18 protein-coding genes are annotated in these 16995 nt (G+C 72.6%); 10 read left to right on the top strand and 8 right to left on the bottom strand.

Features of this window, described 5'->3' with window-relative positions; genetic code table 11:
• Positions 1 to 22: 22 nt before the first annotated feature.
• The 3 genes from ACLBYG_RS01405 to ACLBYG_RS01395 all read right to left on the bottom strand — a co-directional run bounded on the left by ACLBYG_RS01405 (position 23) and on the right by ACLBYG_RS01395 (position 1635).
• Complete coding sequence (locus ACLBYG_RS01405; RefSeq protein WP_447680352.1) at positions 23 to 334, bottom strand: iron transporter; 312 nt, start codon at positions 332 to 334, stop codon at positions 23 to 25.
• A 161-nt stretch (positions 335 to 495) separates the two neighbouring features.
• A complete protein-coding gene (locus ACLBYG_RS01400) occupies positions 496 to 762 on the bottom strand; it encodes a hypothetical protein (protein ID WP_056521820.1) in 267 nt (88 codons plus the stop codon).
• Positions 763 to 858: 96 nt separating this feature from the next.
• The gene (locus ACLBYG_RS01395) at positions 859 to 1635 is read right to left on the bottom strand and encodes a cold-shock protein (protein WP_447680351.1); all 777 of its coding nucleotides are present in this window, start codon (positions 1633 to 1635) and stop codon (positions 859 to 861) included.
• A 314-nt stretch (positions 1636 to 1949) separates the two neighbouring features.
• Here ACLBYG_RS01395 and ACLBYG_RS01390 point away from each other — a divergent pair, with 314 nt between their 5' ends.
• The 4 genes from ACLBYG_RS01390 (at position 1950) to ACLBYG_RS01375 (ending at position 5125) form a co-directional block, all read left to right on the top strand.
• The gene (locus ACLBYG_RS01390; protein ID WP_012317168.1) at positions 1950 to 2423 is read left to right on the top strand and encodes a response regulator; all 474 of its coding nucleotides are present in this window, start codon (positions 1950 to 1952) and stop codon (positions 2421 to 2423) included.
• 110 nt (positions 2424 to 2533) lie between these two features.
• The gene (locus ACLBYG_RS01385; protein ID WP_020091512.1) at positions 2534 to 3616 is read left to right on the top strand and encodes a Ppx/GppA phosphatase family protein; all 1083 of its coding nucleotides are present in this window, start codon (positions 2534 to 2536) and stop codon (positions 3614 to 3616) included.
• A 10-nt stretch (positions 3617 to 3626) separates the two neighbouring features.
• Entirely contained in the window at positions 3627 to 4352 is a 726-nt protein-coding gene (locus ACLBYG_RS01380; RefSeq protein ID WP_020091511.1) for an RlmE family RNA methyltransferase, read from the top strand.
• A gap of 11 nt (positions 4353 to 4363) precedes the next feature.
• Complete coding sequence (locus ACLBYG_RS01375; protein ID WP_447680350.1) at positions 4364 to 5125, top strand: hypothetical protein; 762 nt, start codon at positions 4364 to 4366, stop codon at positions 5123 to 5125.
• Between the two features lie 69 nt (positions 5126 to 5194).
• Here the strand turns inward: ACLBYG_RS01375 and ACLBYG_RS01370 are convergent, their stop codons facing one another.
• The 5 genes from ACLBYG_RS01370 to ACLBYG_RS01350 form a co-directional block, all read right to left on the bottom strand.
• Positions 5195 to 6247 (bottom strand): DUF4167 domain-containing protein, encoded by a 1053-nt coding sequence (locus ACLBYG_RS01370; RefSeq protein WP_100250945.1) that lies wholly within the window; start codon positions 6245 to 6247, stop codon positions 5195 to 5197.
• A 420-nt stretch (positions 6248 to 6667) separates the two neighbouring features.
• Positions 6668 to 7567, bottom strand: coding sequence for a peptide chain release factor N(5)-glutamine methyltransferase (prmC, locus tag ACLBYG_RS01365; RefSeq protein ID WP_447680349.1), 900 nt, complete (start codon positions 7565 to 7567; stop codon positions 6668 to 6670).
• 8 nt (positions 7568 to 7575) lie between these two features.
• Positions 7576 to 8661 carry a peptide chain release factor 1 gene (gene prfA / locus ACLBYG_RS01360; RefSeq protein WP_056521837.1) on the bottom strand — a complete coding sequence of 362 codons (1086 nt, stop codon included), beginning with the start codon at positions 8659 to 8661 and terminating at the stop codon, positions 7576 to 7578.
• 221 nt (positions 8662 to 8882) lie between these two features.
• Entirely contained in the window at positions 8883 to 11144 is a 2262-nt protein-coding gene (ptsP, locus tag ACLBYG_RS01355; RefSeq protein WP_020091506.1) for a phosphoenolpyruvate--protein phosphotransferase, read from the bottom strand.
• A 186-nt stretch (positions 11145 to 11330) separates the two neighbouring features.
• Complete coding sequence (locus ACLBYG_RS01350) at positions 11331 to 12566, bottom strand: aspartate kinase (RefSeq protein ID WP_056521840.1); 1236 nt, start codon at positions 12564 to 12566, stop codon at positions 11331 to 11333.
• 227 nt (positions 12567 to 12793) lie between these two features.
• Here ACLBYG_RS01350 and ubiG point away from each other — a divergent pair, with 227 nt between their 5' ends.
• The 6 genes from ubiG (at position 12794) to ACLBYG_RS01320 (ending at position 16995) form a co-directional block, all read left to right on the top strand.
• Positions 12794 to 13555: a bifunctional 2-polyprenyl-6-hydroxyphenol methylase/3-demethylubiquinol 3-O-methyltransferase UbiG gene (gene ubiG / locus ACLBYG_RS01345; protein WP_447680348.1), complete on the top strand. Its 762-nt coding sequence runs from the start codon at positions 12794 to 12796 to the stop codon at positions 13553 to 13555.
• A 46-nt stretch (positions 13556 to 13601) separates the two neighbouring features.
• Positions 13602 to 14174 carry a YbhB/YbcL family Raf kinase inhibitor-like protein gene (locus ACLBYG_RS01340; RefSeq protein WP_447680347.1) on the top strand — a complete coding sequence of 191 codons (573 nt, stop codon included), beginning with the start codon at positions 13602 to 13604 and terminating at the stop codon, positions 14172 to 14174.
• Positions 14175 to 14307: 133 nt separating this feature from the next.
• Complete coding sequence (locus ACLBYG_RS01335; protein WP_042675223.1) at positions 14308 to 14928, top strand: PAS domain-containing protein; 621 nt, start codon at positions 14308 to 14310, stop codon at positions 14926 to 14928.
• 178 nt (positions 14929 to 15106) lie between these two features.
• Positions 15107 to 15232, top strand: a complete 126-nt coding sequence (ykgO, locus tag ACLBYG_RS01330; RefSeq protein WP_003601867.1) for a type B 50S ribosomal protein L36 — start codon at positions 15107 to 15109, stop codon at positions 15230 to 15232.
• A 138-nt stretch (positions 15233 to 15370) separates the two neighbouring features.
• The gene (locus tag ACLBYG_RS01325) at positions 15371 to 15982 is read left to right on the top strand and encodes a tetratricopeptide repeat protein (RefSeq protein WP_103984713.1); all 612 of its coding nucleotides are present in this window, start codon (positions 15371 to 15373) and stop codon (positions 15980 to 15982) included.
• Positions 15979 to 16995, top strand: coding sequence for an alpha/beta fold hydrolase (locus ACLBYG_RS01320; protein ID WP_447680346.1), 1017 nt, complete (start codon positions 15979 to 15981; stop codon positions 16993 to 16995). Before ACLBYG_RS01325 ends, ACLBYG_RS01320 begins: the two co-directional genes overlap by 4 nt.

The raw sequence follows: 16995 nt of genomic DNA, 5'->3' as shown, positions 1-16995 counted from the left end.
TGGCGGACACTCCGCGCCGGGCTCACGCGGCCGCCCCGTGCGCGAAGGCGCCGGCGAGCCACAGGGCCCCGGTCAGCAGGAGCGCCGTCAGCCCCAGGACGAGGGTCGCCCGGCCGAGCGTGCGGGCCGCGAACACCCAGATCGCCGCCCCCGCCATGATGGCGAAGCTCGCCAGCGTCCCGGCCGAGACCGCCTCGGCCCGCGGGAAGGGAAGAACCAAAGCCAGCAGCGCGCTCGACAGGGCGGCGACCGCGTAGCCGCCGAGGATCGCGAGCAGTACCCGGCCGGCGACCGCCGCGCGGTTTGCCAGCGTCGGCATGGCGCGGGCGCTCATGGCGCCATCCCTCGTTCCCGTGAGACCATGGCGCGACGTACCAGCGGTCCGGGCCGCCGCGCAACGCCTATGTTCCGGAACGATTCCAGTGTGAAAAGAGGCGTTTAGGACGCCGAAAAGCGGCGCGTCCCGAGGTCGGATCCGACGCTCGCCGCCCCGCGCTACGGGCCGGCGGTTCCCGACGCGCCGTCGCGGCTCGGCCTGCGGATCGCCACGGCCGCATTCCGCGCGCTCGGCGGCAGATCCGCCCCGGGATCGGGTTTGCTGAACGCCGCGGCCGATCCGGACGCCGGGCCGACCGCGCGGCCGTCGCGCGCGTGTCCCCAGCCGTAGCCGGCGTTGATCCCCGCGTAGAAGCCCGTGAAGTCCTCCGCTCGCGCAGTTCCCGCGAGCAGCACCAGGGCCGTGGACAGCACAAGGCGGCGCATCGATCGTCCCCGAACGAGAAAGGCGGCGGCCCCGCTCGGGGCCGCCGCCTCATGATCTTCGCGGAACGCGGCGGCAAAGAGACCGCCGCGGGATCCTCAATCCTCGACGTTGATGCTCTGGGCCTCACGACCCTTCTGGCCCTCGACCACGCCGAGCGTGACCTGCTGGCCCTCGGCGAGCGAATCGAGACCGGCGCGGGACAGCGCGGAGCGGTGCACGAACACGTCCTTGCCGCCGTCGTTGACCGAGACGAAGCCGAAGCCCTTGGCGGGATCGTACCACTTCACGGTGCCGCTCATCTCGACCGACGGGCCGCTGGCGAAACGGCCACCGCCGCCACCACCGCCGCCGCCGTAGCCGCCGCCGTAACCACCGCGATCGCGGTCGCCGTAGCCGCCGCCGGCCCCGGCGCCGAAGCCGCCGGTGCGCGGACGGAACTCACGCCGGGGCGCGGGCGCCTCGGCCGTGGAGGTGTCGACGCTGGTGACGCTCGTGACCTGCGGGCCTTTCTGACCCTGGGCCGTCGTGACCGTCAGCCGGGTGCCCGGCATCAGATCATCGTGGCCGGCCGCCTCGACAGCGCGGATGTGGAGGAAGGCATCGCCCGAACCGTCGCCGAGTTCGACGAAGCCGAAGCCCTTCTCCTTGTTGAACCACTTGACCGTCGCATCGCGCTCCGGTCCGGACGCGACGGGAGCCGCGCCACGCGACGGGCCGCGATCGAAACCGCCCCCGCCGAAACCACCGCCGCCACCGCCGAAACCGCCGCCGCCGTATCCGCCGCTGGGGGGAGCCTGATCAGGCCATCTCGGCTCGCCACTCTCGTCGAAGCCGCGCTTCTGCGGCCCTCTGAAATCACGACCACGTCCCATAGAAAGCTCGCAAAAACCGTCCGCCGCCCTTGTCTCGAATACCGCGTGCGCGCCATCCCAGACAGCCCACGCCCCGCACTATCATTACCCCAGGTCGCGGTAACCAAGAATAACGCCCCAGTCCTGACGCAATCGGGCCTTGACCGCAAGGACCTTCTTGGCTCAGAGGCGCCCGTTTCGTTACTTTCTTGCGGCAAACAACGGAGTCCGCCCCCGCTCCTGGGCCGGCCCTTTCTCATTCGAGGGAAGGCGTTAGCGAAACGCAAAGGCTGTCCGGCTAGACTCGGCCCCGCGCCCCGCAGAACCGGCCGGCCATGATCGCGACACCGACTTTCCCCGATCTCTCCGCTCTTGTGGTCGACGAGAGTCTCTACATCCGCCGAATCGTGCGCGACATGCTGATGCGCGTCGGCATCAAGCGTGTGCTGGAGGCGCCGGACGGGGCCGAGGCGCTGGGCGTGCTCGCCGAGAGCAAGCCCGACATCAGCATCATCGACTGGGACCTGTCGATCCTGTCGGGCGAGGAGTTCATCCGGCTCGCGCGGACCCCGACCACCTCCCCCTGCCCCACGATCCCGATCATCCTGATGCTGGCCCAGCCCCGCCGGAACGTGGTCGACCGGGCGGTGGCGCTCGGCGTCAACGAGATCATCGCCAAGCCGTTCTCGCCCAAGACCCTGTGGTCGCGGTTGGACGAGGTGATCAACCGGCCCCGCCCCTACTCGCAGGTGAAGAGCCTCCTGCGGCCGATCCCGCGCCGGGCCAGCGCGATGAAGGCCGTCGCCTGAGCGCGACCGCGATGGGGCGTTGCAGTTCCCCGCCGAGCCTGTAGGGTCGCAGTTCAACAGAGTCCGAGCGCGCTGCTCAGGGCCGACCCGAAGGATCGACGGCCGCGCCGATGAGGGACGAGACCGCCGCGGCCGCGCCGTCCCGAATCCAGACCGGCGCGGTGCCGCTCCAGACGCAAGCCCCCGTGCCGGGCCGCGAGCGTCGCCGCGCCGCCTACGCGGCGCTCGACCTCGGCACCAACAATTGCCGCCTGCTGGTCGCGGAGCCGACCTTCAGCGGCTTCCGCGTGATCGACGCGTTCTCGCGGATCGTGCGCCTCGGCGAGGGCCTCGGCACGTCCGACCGCCTGAGCGAGGCGGCGATCGAGCGGACCGTGGAGGCCCTGCGGATCTGCCGGGCCAAGATGCAGGCCCGTGGGGTGCAGCGGGCCAAGATCATCGCCACGGAGGCCTGCCGCCTCGCGGTGAACGGCGCCGCCTTCGTGGAGCGCGTCCGCCGCGGCGTGGGGCTCGACCTCGAGATCGTCGACCGGCAGACGGAGGCGTATCTCGCGGTCACCGGCTGCGCGGCGCTCGCGGACCCGCTGGCCGAATCGGTCATCATCTTCGACATCGGCGGCGGCTCGACCGAGATCGCGTGGCTGGACGGGGCGGCCGCCAACCCGTCGACCGACCCGACGCTGCGGATCCGAGCCTGGGATTCGCTTCCGGTCGGCGTGGTCACGCTCGCCGAGCGGCACGGAGGCGCCGAGGTCACCCGGCGCATGTTCGAGGGCATGGTCGAGGAGGTGGCCGAGAAGCTCTCGGCCTTCGCGCTCCGCGCCGCGCCCGCGGCGACGGCGCCGCATTTCCACCTGCTCGGCACGTCCGGCACCGTGACGACCATCGCGGCGATGCATCTGCGCCTCGCCCGCTACGAGCGTCGGCGGGTCGACGGGCTGTGGATGAGCGACGACGCGGTCTCGACCGCGATCGACGACCTGCTCGACACGCGCCTGGAGCAGCGCGCCGACAACCCCTGCATCGGCCGCGACCGCGCCGATCTCGTGCTCGCGGGCTGCGCGATCCTCGAGGCGATCCGCCGGGCGTTCCCCTCGGAGCGCCTGCGCATCGCCGACCGCGGCCTGCGCGAAGGATTGCTGATGAACATGATGCGGGAGGACGGGGTCTGGAACCGGAAGGCGGTCCGATGAGGGCGGCGCGATGAGCGACCGGCGCGGCGGCGCGAGTTCCGGCGGCGGTGTCCGGGGCGAACTGAAGCAGCGGGTGAAGACCGGCCGCGGACGGACCCTGTCCCAGAAGCGCTGGCTCGAGCGCCAGCTCAACGATCCCTACGTGGCCCGCGCCAAGCGCGAGGGCTACCGGTCGCGGGCGGCCTACAAGCTCCTGGAGATCGACGAGCGCTACAAGCTCCTGCGGCCCGGCCAGAAGATCGTGGACCTCGGCGCCGCGCCGGGGGGCTGGTCGCAGGTGGCCGCGCGGGTGGTCGGGCCGACGGGCCGCGTCGTGGGCATCGATCTCCTGGAGATCGAGCCGATGGCCGGGGTCGAATTCATCACCCTGGACTTCCTCGACCCCGAGGCGCCTGACCGGCTGACCGGCATGCTCGGCGGCCCCGCCGACCTCGTCATGTCCGACATGGCCGCCAACGCCACCGGCCACAAGAAGACCGACCACCTGCGGATCATCGGCCTCGCCGAGACGGCGGCGGAGTTCGCCCGCGAGATCCTGGGCCCCGGGGGCGCCTACCTCGCCAAGGTGCTCCAGGGCGGCACCGAGGGCGCGCTGCTCACCGACCTGAAGCGCGACTTCGCCACGGTCCGGCACGTCAAGCCGGCCGCGAGCCGGGCCGATTCGAGCGAACTCTACGTCCTCGCGACCGGTTACCGGGGTGCACCGGGCCGGGCCGCGTCCGCCGACGAGGGCTGAGCCGCCCGGCGATGCTCCTCGCCTGGGCCCTGTCCGTCCTCAACCCGGCGCCGCTGCCCCTGCGCCGGCTCGGCTATGTCCGCCAGAGCGGCCTGCTCCACGCCCGCTCGCGCCGCTGCCGGGCGGCCTGGGCGCCGCACCTCGCGCGGGCTCGGTCCGTGATCGCGGCGGCGGCCGAAGCGACCCGGCAGCGCCGGCACGCGGTGGTGCTGGGCTCGGGCCTGCTCGACGACGTGCCGCTCGACGCCCTCGCCCGCCGGTTCGACCGGGTCAGCCTCGTGGACGCCGTCCATCCCTGGCCGGCGCGCCTCGCCGCCCGCCGCGTCCCGAACGTCGCGCTGGCGAGCGCGGAGATCAGCGCCGGTCTCGCGGGGGCCTGGGCCGACCTCTGCGCGGACGCCGACCTGATCGTCTCGGCGAATCTGCTGACGCAGATTCCGCTCCTCCCGATCGAGGCCCACGAGACCCGGGGCCGCGAGGCCCCCCCGCGACTCGGCGCGCACCTCGTCGAGACCCACCTGGCGGCGCTCGACGCGCTCGCCGGGCGCGTCGAGCGCGTCTGCCTGATCACCGACACGGTGCAGCGCGAGGAGGACCGGGCGGGCCGGACCGTCGACAGCGCCGACCTGCTGTTCGGGATCGCGCTGCCGCCCGCGCCGGAAGCCTGGGACTGGGAGATCGCACCGTTCGGCGAGATCGGCCGGCGTCGCCGCCTGATTCACCGCATGCACGCCTACCCGGACTGGAAGGCCGCGCGGCGGCCCGTGCGCTGAGCCGCGAAAGAAGAAGGCCGTCCCGGTTCCCCGGAACGGCCTCGCTTCGACGTCATCCCCGATGTCGGATCACTCGGTCGGCACGTCCGCCGCCGGCGTGGTGGCGCCGCCCTCGTCCGCGGCGCTCTCGAAGCGCGGGCGCCGACGGCGGCGGGGCTTAGCGGCCGGAGCCTCGTCGGCCGCCGCCTCGGGCTCGGGAGCGCTCGACGGCTCGACCGCGGGCGCGGGGCGCGCGGGCGCCATCAGGAAGGCCGGCAGGCCCGTGGGCTCCTCGGCCTCCGCGGCGGGCGCGGCCTCGCGGCGGCGCTCGCGGCGCGGCGCGGCCTCGGCGCGGGGGGCCCGCTCCGGGCGAGCCTCGGGACGGGCCTCCTGCCGGGCCTCGGCGCGCGGGGCATCGCCGCGCCCGTTCTCGTAGCGGCCCTGGTCGCCGCGATTGTCCTGACGGTTGTCCGGACGGGCGTCCTGGCGGCCATCCTGCCGATTGTCCGGACGGTCCTGGCGATCCGGCCGGCCCTCGTGCCGCTCCTGGCGGTAGTCCGGACGGCCGTAATCCTGGCGGTCCTGACGATCCTGCCGGTTCTCCTGGCGATAATCCTGCCGCTGGTAGTCCTGGCGCTGATAATCCTGACGCGGCTGGTCCTGGCGCCGGTAGTCCTGACGGCCGTTGTTGTCGAACCGGCGCTGGTCGCGGTTCTGGAACCGGTCGCGGCCCTGGCGGCCGTCCTGATTCCCGTCCGGACGGCTCTCGTAGGGCTGCGGCTGCTGGCCGGGATCGTTGTCGTCGTAGCCGTTATAGGCGTGACCGTTCTGCGACCCGCCATTGCCCTGGGCGTCGTCGTCGCCCTCGTCCATGTCGTCGTCGTAGGGACGACTGGCATAGCCACCGGTGTTAGCCGGTCGATTCTGGTCCTGCGCACCGGAGACAATACGGAAGTAGTGCTCGCCGTGCTGAAAGTAGTTTTCGGCGGCGACCGGATCGCCGGCGGCAAGGGCATCCCGCGCGAGCTGCGCGTACTTGTCGGCGATGTGCTGCGCGGTGCCGCGGATTTTGACGTCGGGACCGTTGGATTCGTAGGAGCGCGTCAGCGGATTCGGACCCTTCGGCCGGTTCCGGCCGCGCATCCGTCGATTCTGGTTTGGTCTCATCGGTCTGTTATGACCCTCGTTCACGCAAACGACTGTCTACGGAGGCGCCCGGGCGGATCTCGTGGCGCGAACCGGCCAAGCGCATCCGGCGGCGCCGCGCGTGGGACCGCTCTTCGGTCCGCGCGTCTGCCTGACCACCCCTCGAACCGGGCGCCCGGTGAAGGCCGCCGATCCTCAGTCGATTGTCAGGTTCGAATGTGTCGTCCCGCCGCGCTGGCACCGGCGCGTTCTGGTTCGACGGGTTAGGGGGATCAGCGAACCAATCGGCGACCCATGGTCACCACCGACCTTACAGCCGTCCGTCTTAACGGACGGTTCGCGATCTTCAAGCCGACTCTAGCGTTCCCCGGTTGATGCAACAAGCAATTTTTCGGTGCCGGGATGGTCGACCCAGACTTAGGCATCCCTGTGGCCGGATAAAAGACCCTCCGGCCGGTCGAAACACAGGACTCGGTCATGACCAGCAAGATCGCGGGTCAGCCCGCGCTCGCGATAGCCGGCAGCGCCCGCGAGCTCCGTGACGGCCGCCGCCTGATCGTAGCCGATCTCGAGCACGAGCAGGCCGCCCGGGGCGAGACGCGCGCCCGCGCCGTCCAGGATCCGCCGGTAGGCGTCGAGTCCGTCGGTGCCGCCGTCGAGGGCGGCCTCCGGGTCGTGGCCGCGGACCTCGCGCGCCAGGGTCGCGATCACGGCGCGGGCGATGTAGGGCGGGTTCGAGACCACGAGGTCGAAGCGGCCGCGCAGGGCGTCGCACCAGTCGCCGGCGACGAAGCGCGCCCGGTCGTCGACGGCGTTCAAGACGGCGTTGTCCCGGGCGACGCGCAGGGCGCCCTCGGAGCGGTCGAGCCCGACGCCGGTGGCCCGCGGCCGCTCGGACAGGAGGGCCGTCAGGATGCAGCCCGTCCCGGTCCCGAGGTCCAGGCAGCGGAGCGGCGCGGCGCGCTCGGGCCGCGCCGCCAGCGCGACCTCGACCAGGATCTCGGTGTCCGGGCGCGGCACGAGCGTGTCGGGGCCCAGCCGGAACGGCAGGCCCCAGAACTCCCAGGCGCCGAGGATGCGGGCGACCGGCTCGCCGGCGAGCCGCCGGGTCAGCGCCGCCGCGAGGGCGGCCGCACCCGCCGCGCCGACGCGGCGATCTCCCTCGATCAGCAGGTCGCGGGTCTCCAGGCCGAGGAGGCCGAGCAGCAGGAACCGGGCATCGCCCGCCGCCTCGGCGACGCCACCGGCGTGCAGGCGCGCCGTCAGCGCGCGCAGCGCCTCGCGGCGGGTCAGGTCCTGCATCGCGTCCGGCGTCACGGCGCGGATCAGGCCATGCCCTCGGCGGCCAGCAACTCCGCCTGGTGCTCGGTGATGAGGGCGTCCACCACCTCGTCGAGGGCGGTCCCGGCCATCACCTCCTCGAGCTTGTAGAGGGTCAGGTTGATCCGGTGGTCGGTCACGCGGCCCTGCGGGAAGTTGTAGGTCCGGATCCGCTCGCTGCGGTCGCCGGAGCCGACCTGCGCCTTGCGGTCGGCCGCCCGGGCCGAATCCTTGGCGCTGCGCTCGGCGTCGTAGAGCCGCGCCCGCAGGAGCGCCATGGCACGGGCCCGGTTCTTGTGCTGCGACCGCTCCTCCTGGACGAAGACCACGATGCCGGTCGGCAGGTGCGTGATCCGGATCGCCGATTCCGTCTTGTTGACGTGCTGGCCGCCCGCGCCCTGGGCCCGCATCGTGTCGATCTTCAGGTCCGCGTCGTTGACGTGGATGTCGACCTCCTCGGCCTCCGGGAGCACCGCGACGGTGGCGGCGGAGGTGTGGATCCGGCCCTGCGTCTCGGTGTCGGGCACGCGCTGGACCCGGTGGGCGCCGCTCTCGAACTTGAGGCGGGCGAACACGCCCCGGCCCTTCACCTCGGCCACGACCTCGCGGAAGCCGCCGACCGTGCCCTCGCTCTCGGAGATCACCTCGACCCGCCAGCCCTTCGACTCGGCGTACTTCGCGTACATCCGGAACAGGTCGCCGGCGAACAGCGCGGCCTCGTCGCCGCCGGTCCCGGCGCGGACCTCCAGGATCGCGCTCTTCTCGTCGGCGGCGTCCTTGGGCAGGAGCAGCAACTGGAGGTCCCGGTGGGCGGCCTCGAGCGCCTCCTGCGCCTCCGGCTTCTCCTCGGCGGCGAGGGCCCGCATCTCCGGATCCGTGCCGGGCTCGTCGATCAGGGCCTCGACGCCCGCGAGGTTCTCCAGGGCGGCGCGGTAGGCGCGGATCGCCGCCACGACCGGGTCGAGGTCGGACAGCTCGCGGGAGAGCTGGACCACCGTCTCGGGATCGATCTCGCCGGAGGCGAGCTGCGCGGTGACGATGTCGTGCCGCGCCAGGATGGCGTCGAGGCGCTCGGTGGGAAAGGGGATCATCGCCCGTGTTTCTGCAGGTCTGCGCGTGCGGTTCCGGGCCGGGCGCGCGTCTCGTCCTGCGGGACGGAGCTGCGTGGCTTGGAGGGTGTAGGACCCGGCAGGACGTCCCCCAAATCCACGCCTCGTCCGTCCGAGAGCGGAAGCCGCGGCGCGTCGACCGAAATCGTCGTGGCGTTGCCGTACAACCCCGGCCGAATGTTCGGCAAGGGTCGCGTTCGCGCTTAGATAGGGATGCCGTGCGCGTGCGCGAAGGCCGTCAGCGCCGGGCGCAGGGAATCGCCGTCATGCATCCGCGCCATCTCGGCGTCGATCAGCGCGGCGATCGCGGCCGCGTCGAGGCTCAGCACCATCGCCTTGACCGGGCCGATGGCGGCCGGCGACATCGACAGCTGTCGGTAGCCGAGGCCGATCAGCGCCATGGCGTCGAGGGGCCGGCCGCCGATCTCGCCGCACACCGTCACCGGGCAGGAGGCCGCGTTGGCCCGCTCGGCGATCAGACGGAACGCGCGGAGCGCCGCGACGCTCAGCGGATCGAACCGGTCGGCGACCCGCCGGTTCTCGCGGTCCACCGCGAACAGGAACTGCATCAGGTCGTTCGAGCCGACCGAGAGGAAGTCGGCCTCCTTGGCGATCTCGTCGATCTGGAACAGGAGCGACGGCACCTCGATCATCGCGCCGAGGCGGCAATCGGTCGGGAGCCGGTAGCCGTGGCGCTTGAGGTAGGCCTTCTCGCGCTCGACGATGCCGCGGGCGCGCACGAACTCGTCCACCGTGGCGACCATCGGGAACATGATCTTGAGCGGGTCGCCGTCGGCGGCCTTCAGGAGGGCGCGCAGCTGCATGCGCAGCAGCGCCGGCCGGTCGAGGCCGATGCGGATCGCCCGCCAGCCCAGCGCCGGGTTCTCCTCCTCGAGCTTGGCCATGTAGGGCAGGATCTTGTCGCCGCCGATGTCGAGGGTGCGGACCGTGACGGACTTGCCGGCCGAGGCCGCGAAGACCTTGCGGTACAGCTCCTCCTGCTCGGCCGCCGACGGCATGCGCTGCGCCACCATGAACTGCAGCTCGGTGCGGAACAGGCCGACGCCCTCGGCCCCCGTCTCCTGCAGGTGGCTGAAATCCACCAGCAGGCCGGCGTTGAGGTGCAGGCCGACGCGCACGCCGTCGCGGGTCTGGGCCGGGACGTCGCGCAGCGCCCGGTACTGCTCCTGCCGGCGGGCGCGGAGGCGCACCATCTCGGCGTAGGCGGCCTCGACCTCGGGACCGGGCCGGACATGGATCTCGCCGGCCACGCCGTCGACGATGATCGCGTCGCCGGCGTCGCACAGGGCGGTGGCGTTCTCGACCTCGCCCACAGCCGGGATGCCGAGCGCCCGGGCGACGATGGCGACGTGGCTGGTCGGACCGCCCTCCTCCAGGACGATGCCGCGCAGGGTCGAGGCCTCGTAGTCCAGGAGCGCCGCCGGCCCCATGGTGCGCGCCACCAGGATGGCGTTCTCGGGCAGCACCAGGGCGCCGGCCGCCTCGGGGCCGATCAGCGTGCGCAGGACGCGGTTGGCGAGGTCGTCGAGATCGTGCAGCCGCTCGCGCAGGTACGGATCCGATTGCCGCATCATCCGGGCGCGGTTGTCCGACTGGACCCGCTCGACCGCGGCCTCCGCGGTCAGGCCGGAGCCCACGGCCTCGCGCATCCGGCGGAGCCAGCCCTTGTCGTGGGCGAACATCCGGACGGTCTCGAGGACTTCGCGGGACTCCGCCGTGCCGATCCGGTCGCCGCGCTCCACCAGGGCGTCGATCGCCGAGCGGACCTCCTCGATCGCCGCGTCGAGGCGCGCGACCTCGCGCTCGACGTTCTCGGCGATCAGCGTCTTCACCACGACGCGGGGCTCGTGCAGCACCACGTAGCCGAGGCCGATGCCGTCCGCGAGGGCGATGCCCCGGGCCAGGACCGGACGGCGGGCCGCGGTGCCGGCGTCCGGCGCGAGCCCCTCCAGTTCGCCCGAGGCGATCATCTCCGAGAGCACCATGGCGGTGGTCTGGAGCGCCTCGATCTCCTCCTCGGAGTAGACGCGGTAGGTCTTGTTCTGGACCGTCAGGACGCCGAGCGTGTTGCCGGCGCGCAGCAGCGGCACGCCCAGGAAGGCGTGATAGGCCTCCTCGCCCGTCTCAGGCCGGTACGAGAAGGCCGGGTGGTTCTGGGCGTCCGAGAGGGAGAGCGGCTCCGCCGTGCGCGCGATGAGGCCGACGAGGCCCTCGTCGGTGCGCATGCGGGTCTGGTGCACCGCTTCGCGGTTCAGACCTTCCGTGGCGAACAGCTCGAGGGTGTTGTCGTCGCGCAGCACGTAGACCGAGCAGACCTCGGCCACCACGTTGGCGGCGATCAGGACGACGATGCGGTCGAGGCGCGCCTGGGGGCTGACCGGCTCCGCCATCGCTTCGCGGAGGCGGCGCAGCAGCAGGCGCGGGCCTCCGGGCGCAGCGGGCATCGGTTCGTCGTTCCAGCGTCGGTGAGCGGCCTTGGCGTCGACCACCCTGCAACCTTGGCGCCAGACCCGGGACGGCCGGCGCCGGATGGACCGGGTCGCTGGTCCCAGAGGCGTTCTGGGATCGGCGGATCGGCCCGTGACTGTTCAGTTCACACCACGCGCCCCGCTCGAACCCGCGTCCCAGGCTCAGGCCTGATCCAGGCCGTATAGCGAGTGAAGCGTGCGCACGGCAAGCTCCGTATAGGCGGCGTCGATCAGCACGGAGAACTTGATCTCCGAGGTGGTGATCGCGCGGATGTTGATGCCCTTCTCGGCGAGCGCCCGGAACGCCTTGGCGGCGACGCCCGCGTGGCTGCGCATCCCGACGCCGATCGCCGAGACCTTCACCACGTCGGTGGCGCCCTCGATCTGCGCGTAGCCGATCTGCGCGCGGGCCTCGTCGAGGATCTTGCGGGCCCGCTCGTACTCGGCGGACGGCACCGTGAAGGTCATGTCGGTGGTCGACTGGTCGCCCGACACGGTCTGGATGATCATGTCCACGTTGATGTTGGCATCCGCCAGCGGCCCGAAGATCGCGGCGGCGACGCCCGGGCTGTCCTTGACCTTGCGCAGGGTGATCTGCGCCTCGTCCCGGGAGAAGGCGATCCCGGTGATGATCTGCTGTTCCACGATGTCGTCCTCGTCGCAGATGAGGGTGCCCGGGCGCGCGGCGTCCGGCGGATCGAAGGAGGACCGGACCGTGGTCGGCACCCGGTGGACCATGGCGAGCTCCACCGAGCGGACCTGCAGCACCTTGGCGCCCAGCGAGGCCATCTCCAGCATCTCCTCGAAGGTGACCCGCTCCATGCGGCGAGCCTTCGGGACGATGCGCGGATCGGTGGTGTAGACGCCGTCGACGTCCGTGTAGATGTCGCAGCGCTCGGCCCCGATCGCGGCCGCCACGGCCACCGCGGAGGTGTCGGAGCCGCCGCGGCCCAGCGTCGTCACCCGGCCGGTCTCGTCGTGGACGCCCTGGAAGCCGGCGATGACTGCGACCTCGCCCTTGGCGAAGCCCGCCTCGAGATTCTTCGGGTCGATGTCGGCGATGCGGGCCGAGCCGTGCGCGTCCGACGTCACGACCGGGATCTGCCAGCCCTGCCAGGAGCGGGCCTTGAGCCCGTCCTTCTGCAGGGCGATCGCCAGGAGGCCGGCGGTGACGAGCTCGCCGGACGCCACGACGGCGTCGTACTCGCGCGGATCGTAGATCGGGTTCGCGTCCTTGACCCAGTCGACCAGTTCGTTGGTCTTGCCCGACATGGCGGACACGATCACGGCGACGTCGTAACCGGCCGCCACCTCGCGGGCGACGTGGCGCGCCACGTTGCGGATGCGGTCGACGTTGGCGACGGAGGTGCCGCCGAATTTCATCACCAGACGGGGCATGGTCTCTCGGTCGCGGGTTCCCGGTGGCGATTTGGACGGGCCGCTGCAGCCCCGTCCGGACGGTGCCCGGCGGGTACAAGCGGCCCGGAGGAGTGTCAACAACCGGCCAAGCATGGCGCCCGCGCGCCGCGGCGACTTCCGGGCGATCGCCGTGCTAGAGCGCGGGCACGAAGCAGGCACGACGCCGCGCGGTGGATCCCACCCGCCGGCATGAGGACGGAACACGCATGGACAGGTCAGCCACGGACCGGGTCACGGAAGGGTTCGTCGACCGCGGCGAGGTCGCGCGCTTCGACGCGCTTGCCGCCACGTGGTGGGACGAGACCGGCCCGATGCGCGTCCTGCACCGGTTCAATCCGGTGCGGCTCACCTACATCCGCGACGCCCTCTGCCGCAGGTTCTGCCGCGACCCGAAGGCGCCCTTCCCCCTCGACGGGCTGACGATCTGCGACGTCGGCTGCGGCGGCGGCGTGCTCTCGGAGCCGCTGGCCCGGCTCGGCGCCCGGGTGACCGGCCTCGACCCGGCCGAGCAGAACGTCGCGGTGGCCCGGGCCCACGCCGAGTCGGCCGGGGTGCCGGTGGATTACCGCGGACAGACCATCGAGGCGGTGGTCGCCGGCGGCGAGACCTTCGACGCGGTGCTGATCATGGAGGTCGTCGAGCACGTCTCCGACATGCCGGCCTTCGTGCGGACCGCCTGCGCGGCGGTGAAGCCCGGCGGACTGCTGTTCGGAGCCACCCTCAACCGCACGCTGCGCTCCTTCGCGCTCGCCATCGTCGGCGCCGAGTACGTGCTCGGCTGGCTGCCGCGCGGCACGCACGACTGGGAGAAGTTCGTGACGCCGGACGAGCTCGCCCGCGCGATCCGGGCCGGCGGTCTCGACGTCACCGACACGGTCGGCGTCGTCTACAACCCGCTGACGGACGGGTGGCGCACCAGCCGCGACAAGGCGGTGAACTACATGGTCGCGGCCGAGCGGTCGGCGTGAACGGGTCGCCTCCTCCGCCGTTGCCATCGCGGTGGAGGACGCGGCGATGCTCGAGAAGATTCCCGGTGTGCTCGGCGAGGCGCTGTCGGGGCTGAAGGTGGGCCTGGAGAAGACGACGTCCCGCGCGGACTTCCCCGACGTGCCCGAGACCGTGACGCTGTCGAGCCCGGCCTTCGCCGACGGGGCGGACCTGCCCGCGCGCTTCACGGCCGACGGCGCGGGCGTGTCGCCGCCCCTCGCCTGGAGCGGGCTGCCGGCGGGCACTGCCGCCCTCGTCCTCCTCGTGGAGGATGCGGGCAGCCCGACGCCCCGGCCGCTGGTCCATCTCATCGCCTGGTCGGTCCCGCCGGAGCCCGCCGGCCTGCCGGAGGGCGCGCTGCCGGGGCCCGGCCACGCGGGCACCGTGGCGGCCGTGGGCCGGAACAGCTTCCTGCGCGCGGAGTGGCTGCTGCCGGACCCGCCCACCGGCCACGGGCCTCACCCGTACCTCTTCCAGATCTACGCGCTGCGGCAGCCCCTCGCCCTCGCCGAGGCGCCGGGCCGCGGCGCGCTGATCGAGGCCATGCGCGGTCAGGTCCTCGCGAAGGGGATATTGACCGGCGTTTACCATCGTCCCTGATCCGACCGATACCGGTGCGATACAGCTCAGCCCTGCAGAACTCGCGCGTTGTGCCGCATTCGTGATCTCAGTATTGTGTCGACCAACGAAGCGGTCTGGGCAGACCGCCTGAAAATGGCTGGAGATCGAGCCTGTGGGCGTCGGCGTGCGCACGAAGCGGCGGGGCGGCAGCAGTGTGGCGCGCGCGCTCGCTGTGTCGGATGTCGGGACTTGGACCTGGCACATCGCCGACGATGTTCTGCGGTGCGACCCCGTCGCCGCGACGATGCTGGGCCTGCCCAGGACGAGAAGCGGCAGCGGCACGACCTTCGGAAGCTTCCTGGACCGCATCCACCCGGAGGACCAGCGTCGGATCGCGTCGACCCTCGATGACCTCCGCCGGCAGGGCGGCCTGTACATCGCGCAGTACCGGACCGTCCCGGAGCCGGGCGAGGTCCGGTGGATCCTCGCGCGCGGCCGCTTCATCCTCGACGCGCAGGGCGGCGTCAGCGAGGCCCACGGGATCGTCATCGACGTGACCGAGTGCGGCCGCGACGGCTTCCTCGACGAATCCGCCTTCTGCGCGACCGACGTGGCGGCCGGCGGCATCGACCGGGTCGCCGAGATGGCCCTGGCCCTCTACAACGCCGCCGAGGACGGCCTGCCCCAGCCGGGGTTCGAGCGCCTGAAGCCGCTGCTCGACGTGCTGCTGCACGAGATCGGCCGGCAGCTCGTGCTGGCACCGGCGGTGCCGGATCTCGACAGGGTTCACTGAGCCGCCCCCCCCTCCGCTCGATGCCCGGCGCGCCTTGCCTTCCGGGGGCGAATCCTGATATGGCCGCGCCATCCCGCGATGCGTGAGCCGTGATCGCCGGACGCGACCCCGCGTCCAGCCTCGTGACCACGTTCCCGACACCCGACACAACGGACGGCCCTCCGGGCTCGAGAGACCCATGAAGATCCGCAACTCCCTCAAGTCCCTGCGTGGCCGCCACCGCGACAACCAGCTCGTGCGCCGCAAGGGCCGGGTCTACGTGATCAACAAGACCCAGAAGCGCTTCAAGGCCCGCCAGGGCTGAGGCCGCTCCGCCCGGTCAGGCCGGGTCGGACGACGATCGACGTTGGGACGGCCGTACCCGAAGGGGCGCGGCCGTTTCCGCATGCGCGCGGCACCGCGGCACGTTGACGGATCCCGGGCCGGCGCACAGTCTGGCCGCATGACGCCGACCCGCCTCCTCGCCGCCCTGGTCTGCCTGTCGGCCCTCGCCCTGGACATCCCGGCGGCGCGGGCGGCCCCGGAGGCCGGGCGTTCCGGCCGCGCCGCGCCCGAGGGGAAGCCGGCGCCCAAGCCGCCGAGCCTGGACGACCTGTTCGCCCGCCTGCGCGCCAGCGAGGACCCGGCCGAGGCCAAGGGCATCGCCCGGCTGATCGAGCGGCGCATGGCTGGGTCGGGCAGCCCGACCGCCGACCTCCTCACTGATCGCGCCCGTCAGGCGGTCACCGCACACGACTTCCCCCTGGCGGCCGAGCTGATGGACCGCGTCACCGCCCTCGAGCCGAACTGGTCGGAGGGCTGGAACCGGCGCGCGACGGTGTTCTGGCTCCTGTCCGACAAGGACGACGCCCTGGCGGACCTGCAGCGGGCCCTGGTGCTGGAGCCGCGCCACTTCGAGGCCTGGGCCGCGATGGGCCGGATCTACGAATCGCTCGACGACAAGGCGCGGGCGCTCGCCGCCTTCCGGCGGGCGCGGGCGCTCTACCCGCAGATGGAGAAGATCGGCGAGGCGATCAACCGCCTCACTCCGGAGGTCGACGGCCGCGACCTGTGAGCCGGGTGACCGCCGTCCTCCTCACCCTCCTGGCCCTGCCCCTCGCCCTCGCCGGGCTCGTCCTCGCGGCCGGCGCGCTGGCGACGCTAATCATCACCCTGCGGGTCGGCGCAGCCAACCCGCCGGCCGGCCCGTTCGTGGCAGTGACCGGCGGCCGGCTCGCGACCCTGCAGGACGGACCGGCCGACGGGCCGCCCGTCGTGCTCCTGCACGGCGCCTCGGCCAACGCGTCGGATCCCATGGAGGGGATCGGCCGCCGGCTCGCGGCGCGGGGTTTCCGGGTCATCGCGTTCGACCGGCCGGGCTTCGGCTGGAGCGACCGGATCGGCGGCGGCGACACCGCGTCCCCCGCGGCGCAGGCCGCCCTGATCGCCGAGGCGCTGGAGCGGATGGGTGTCGGCCCGGCGCTTGTCTTCGGCCATTCCTGGGCCGGCGCCCTCGCCCTGGCCCTCGCCCTGGGCCATCCGGACAGGGTCTCGGCCCTCGCCCTCGCGGCGCCGGTGGCGATGCCCATGCCGGACCGGATGCCCGATCTGCCCTGGTACTGGCGGCTCGCCGTGACCCCGCCGGTGGCGTGGCTGCTCAGCCGGACGGTCGGGCCGCCCATCGCGCGACACTTCCTGCCCGAGGCGGCGCGCCGGGTCTTCCAGCCGCAACCGCCGCAGGCGGATTACCCGGACTTGGCGCGGTCGGACCTGGTCCTGCGGCCCGGAACGCTGCTCGCCAACGTCCAGGACCTGCTCGGCCTGCCGCGCGCCCTCGCGGCGCAGAGCCCGCGCTACGGCGCGATCCGCGTGCCCACCCTGGTGATTTCCGGCGAGGCGGACCCGATCGTCCGCGCCGACACGCAGGCGGTGCCGCTGGCCCGCGCGATCCCCGGCGCGCGGCTGGTTCTGCTGCCGGGCATCGGCCACATGCTCCAGTACGTCGCCGCCGATCGGGTCGCCGAGGAGGTCGCCCGGCTGGCCGGCGCGACGGGCGCGGCCGGTCCGGAGCCGGCCGTCGCGCACTGA

The organism is Methylobacterium sp. D53M (genome assembly GCF_053345625.1).
This window is presented reverse-complemented; position numbering and strand designations above follow the sequence as displayed.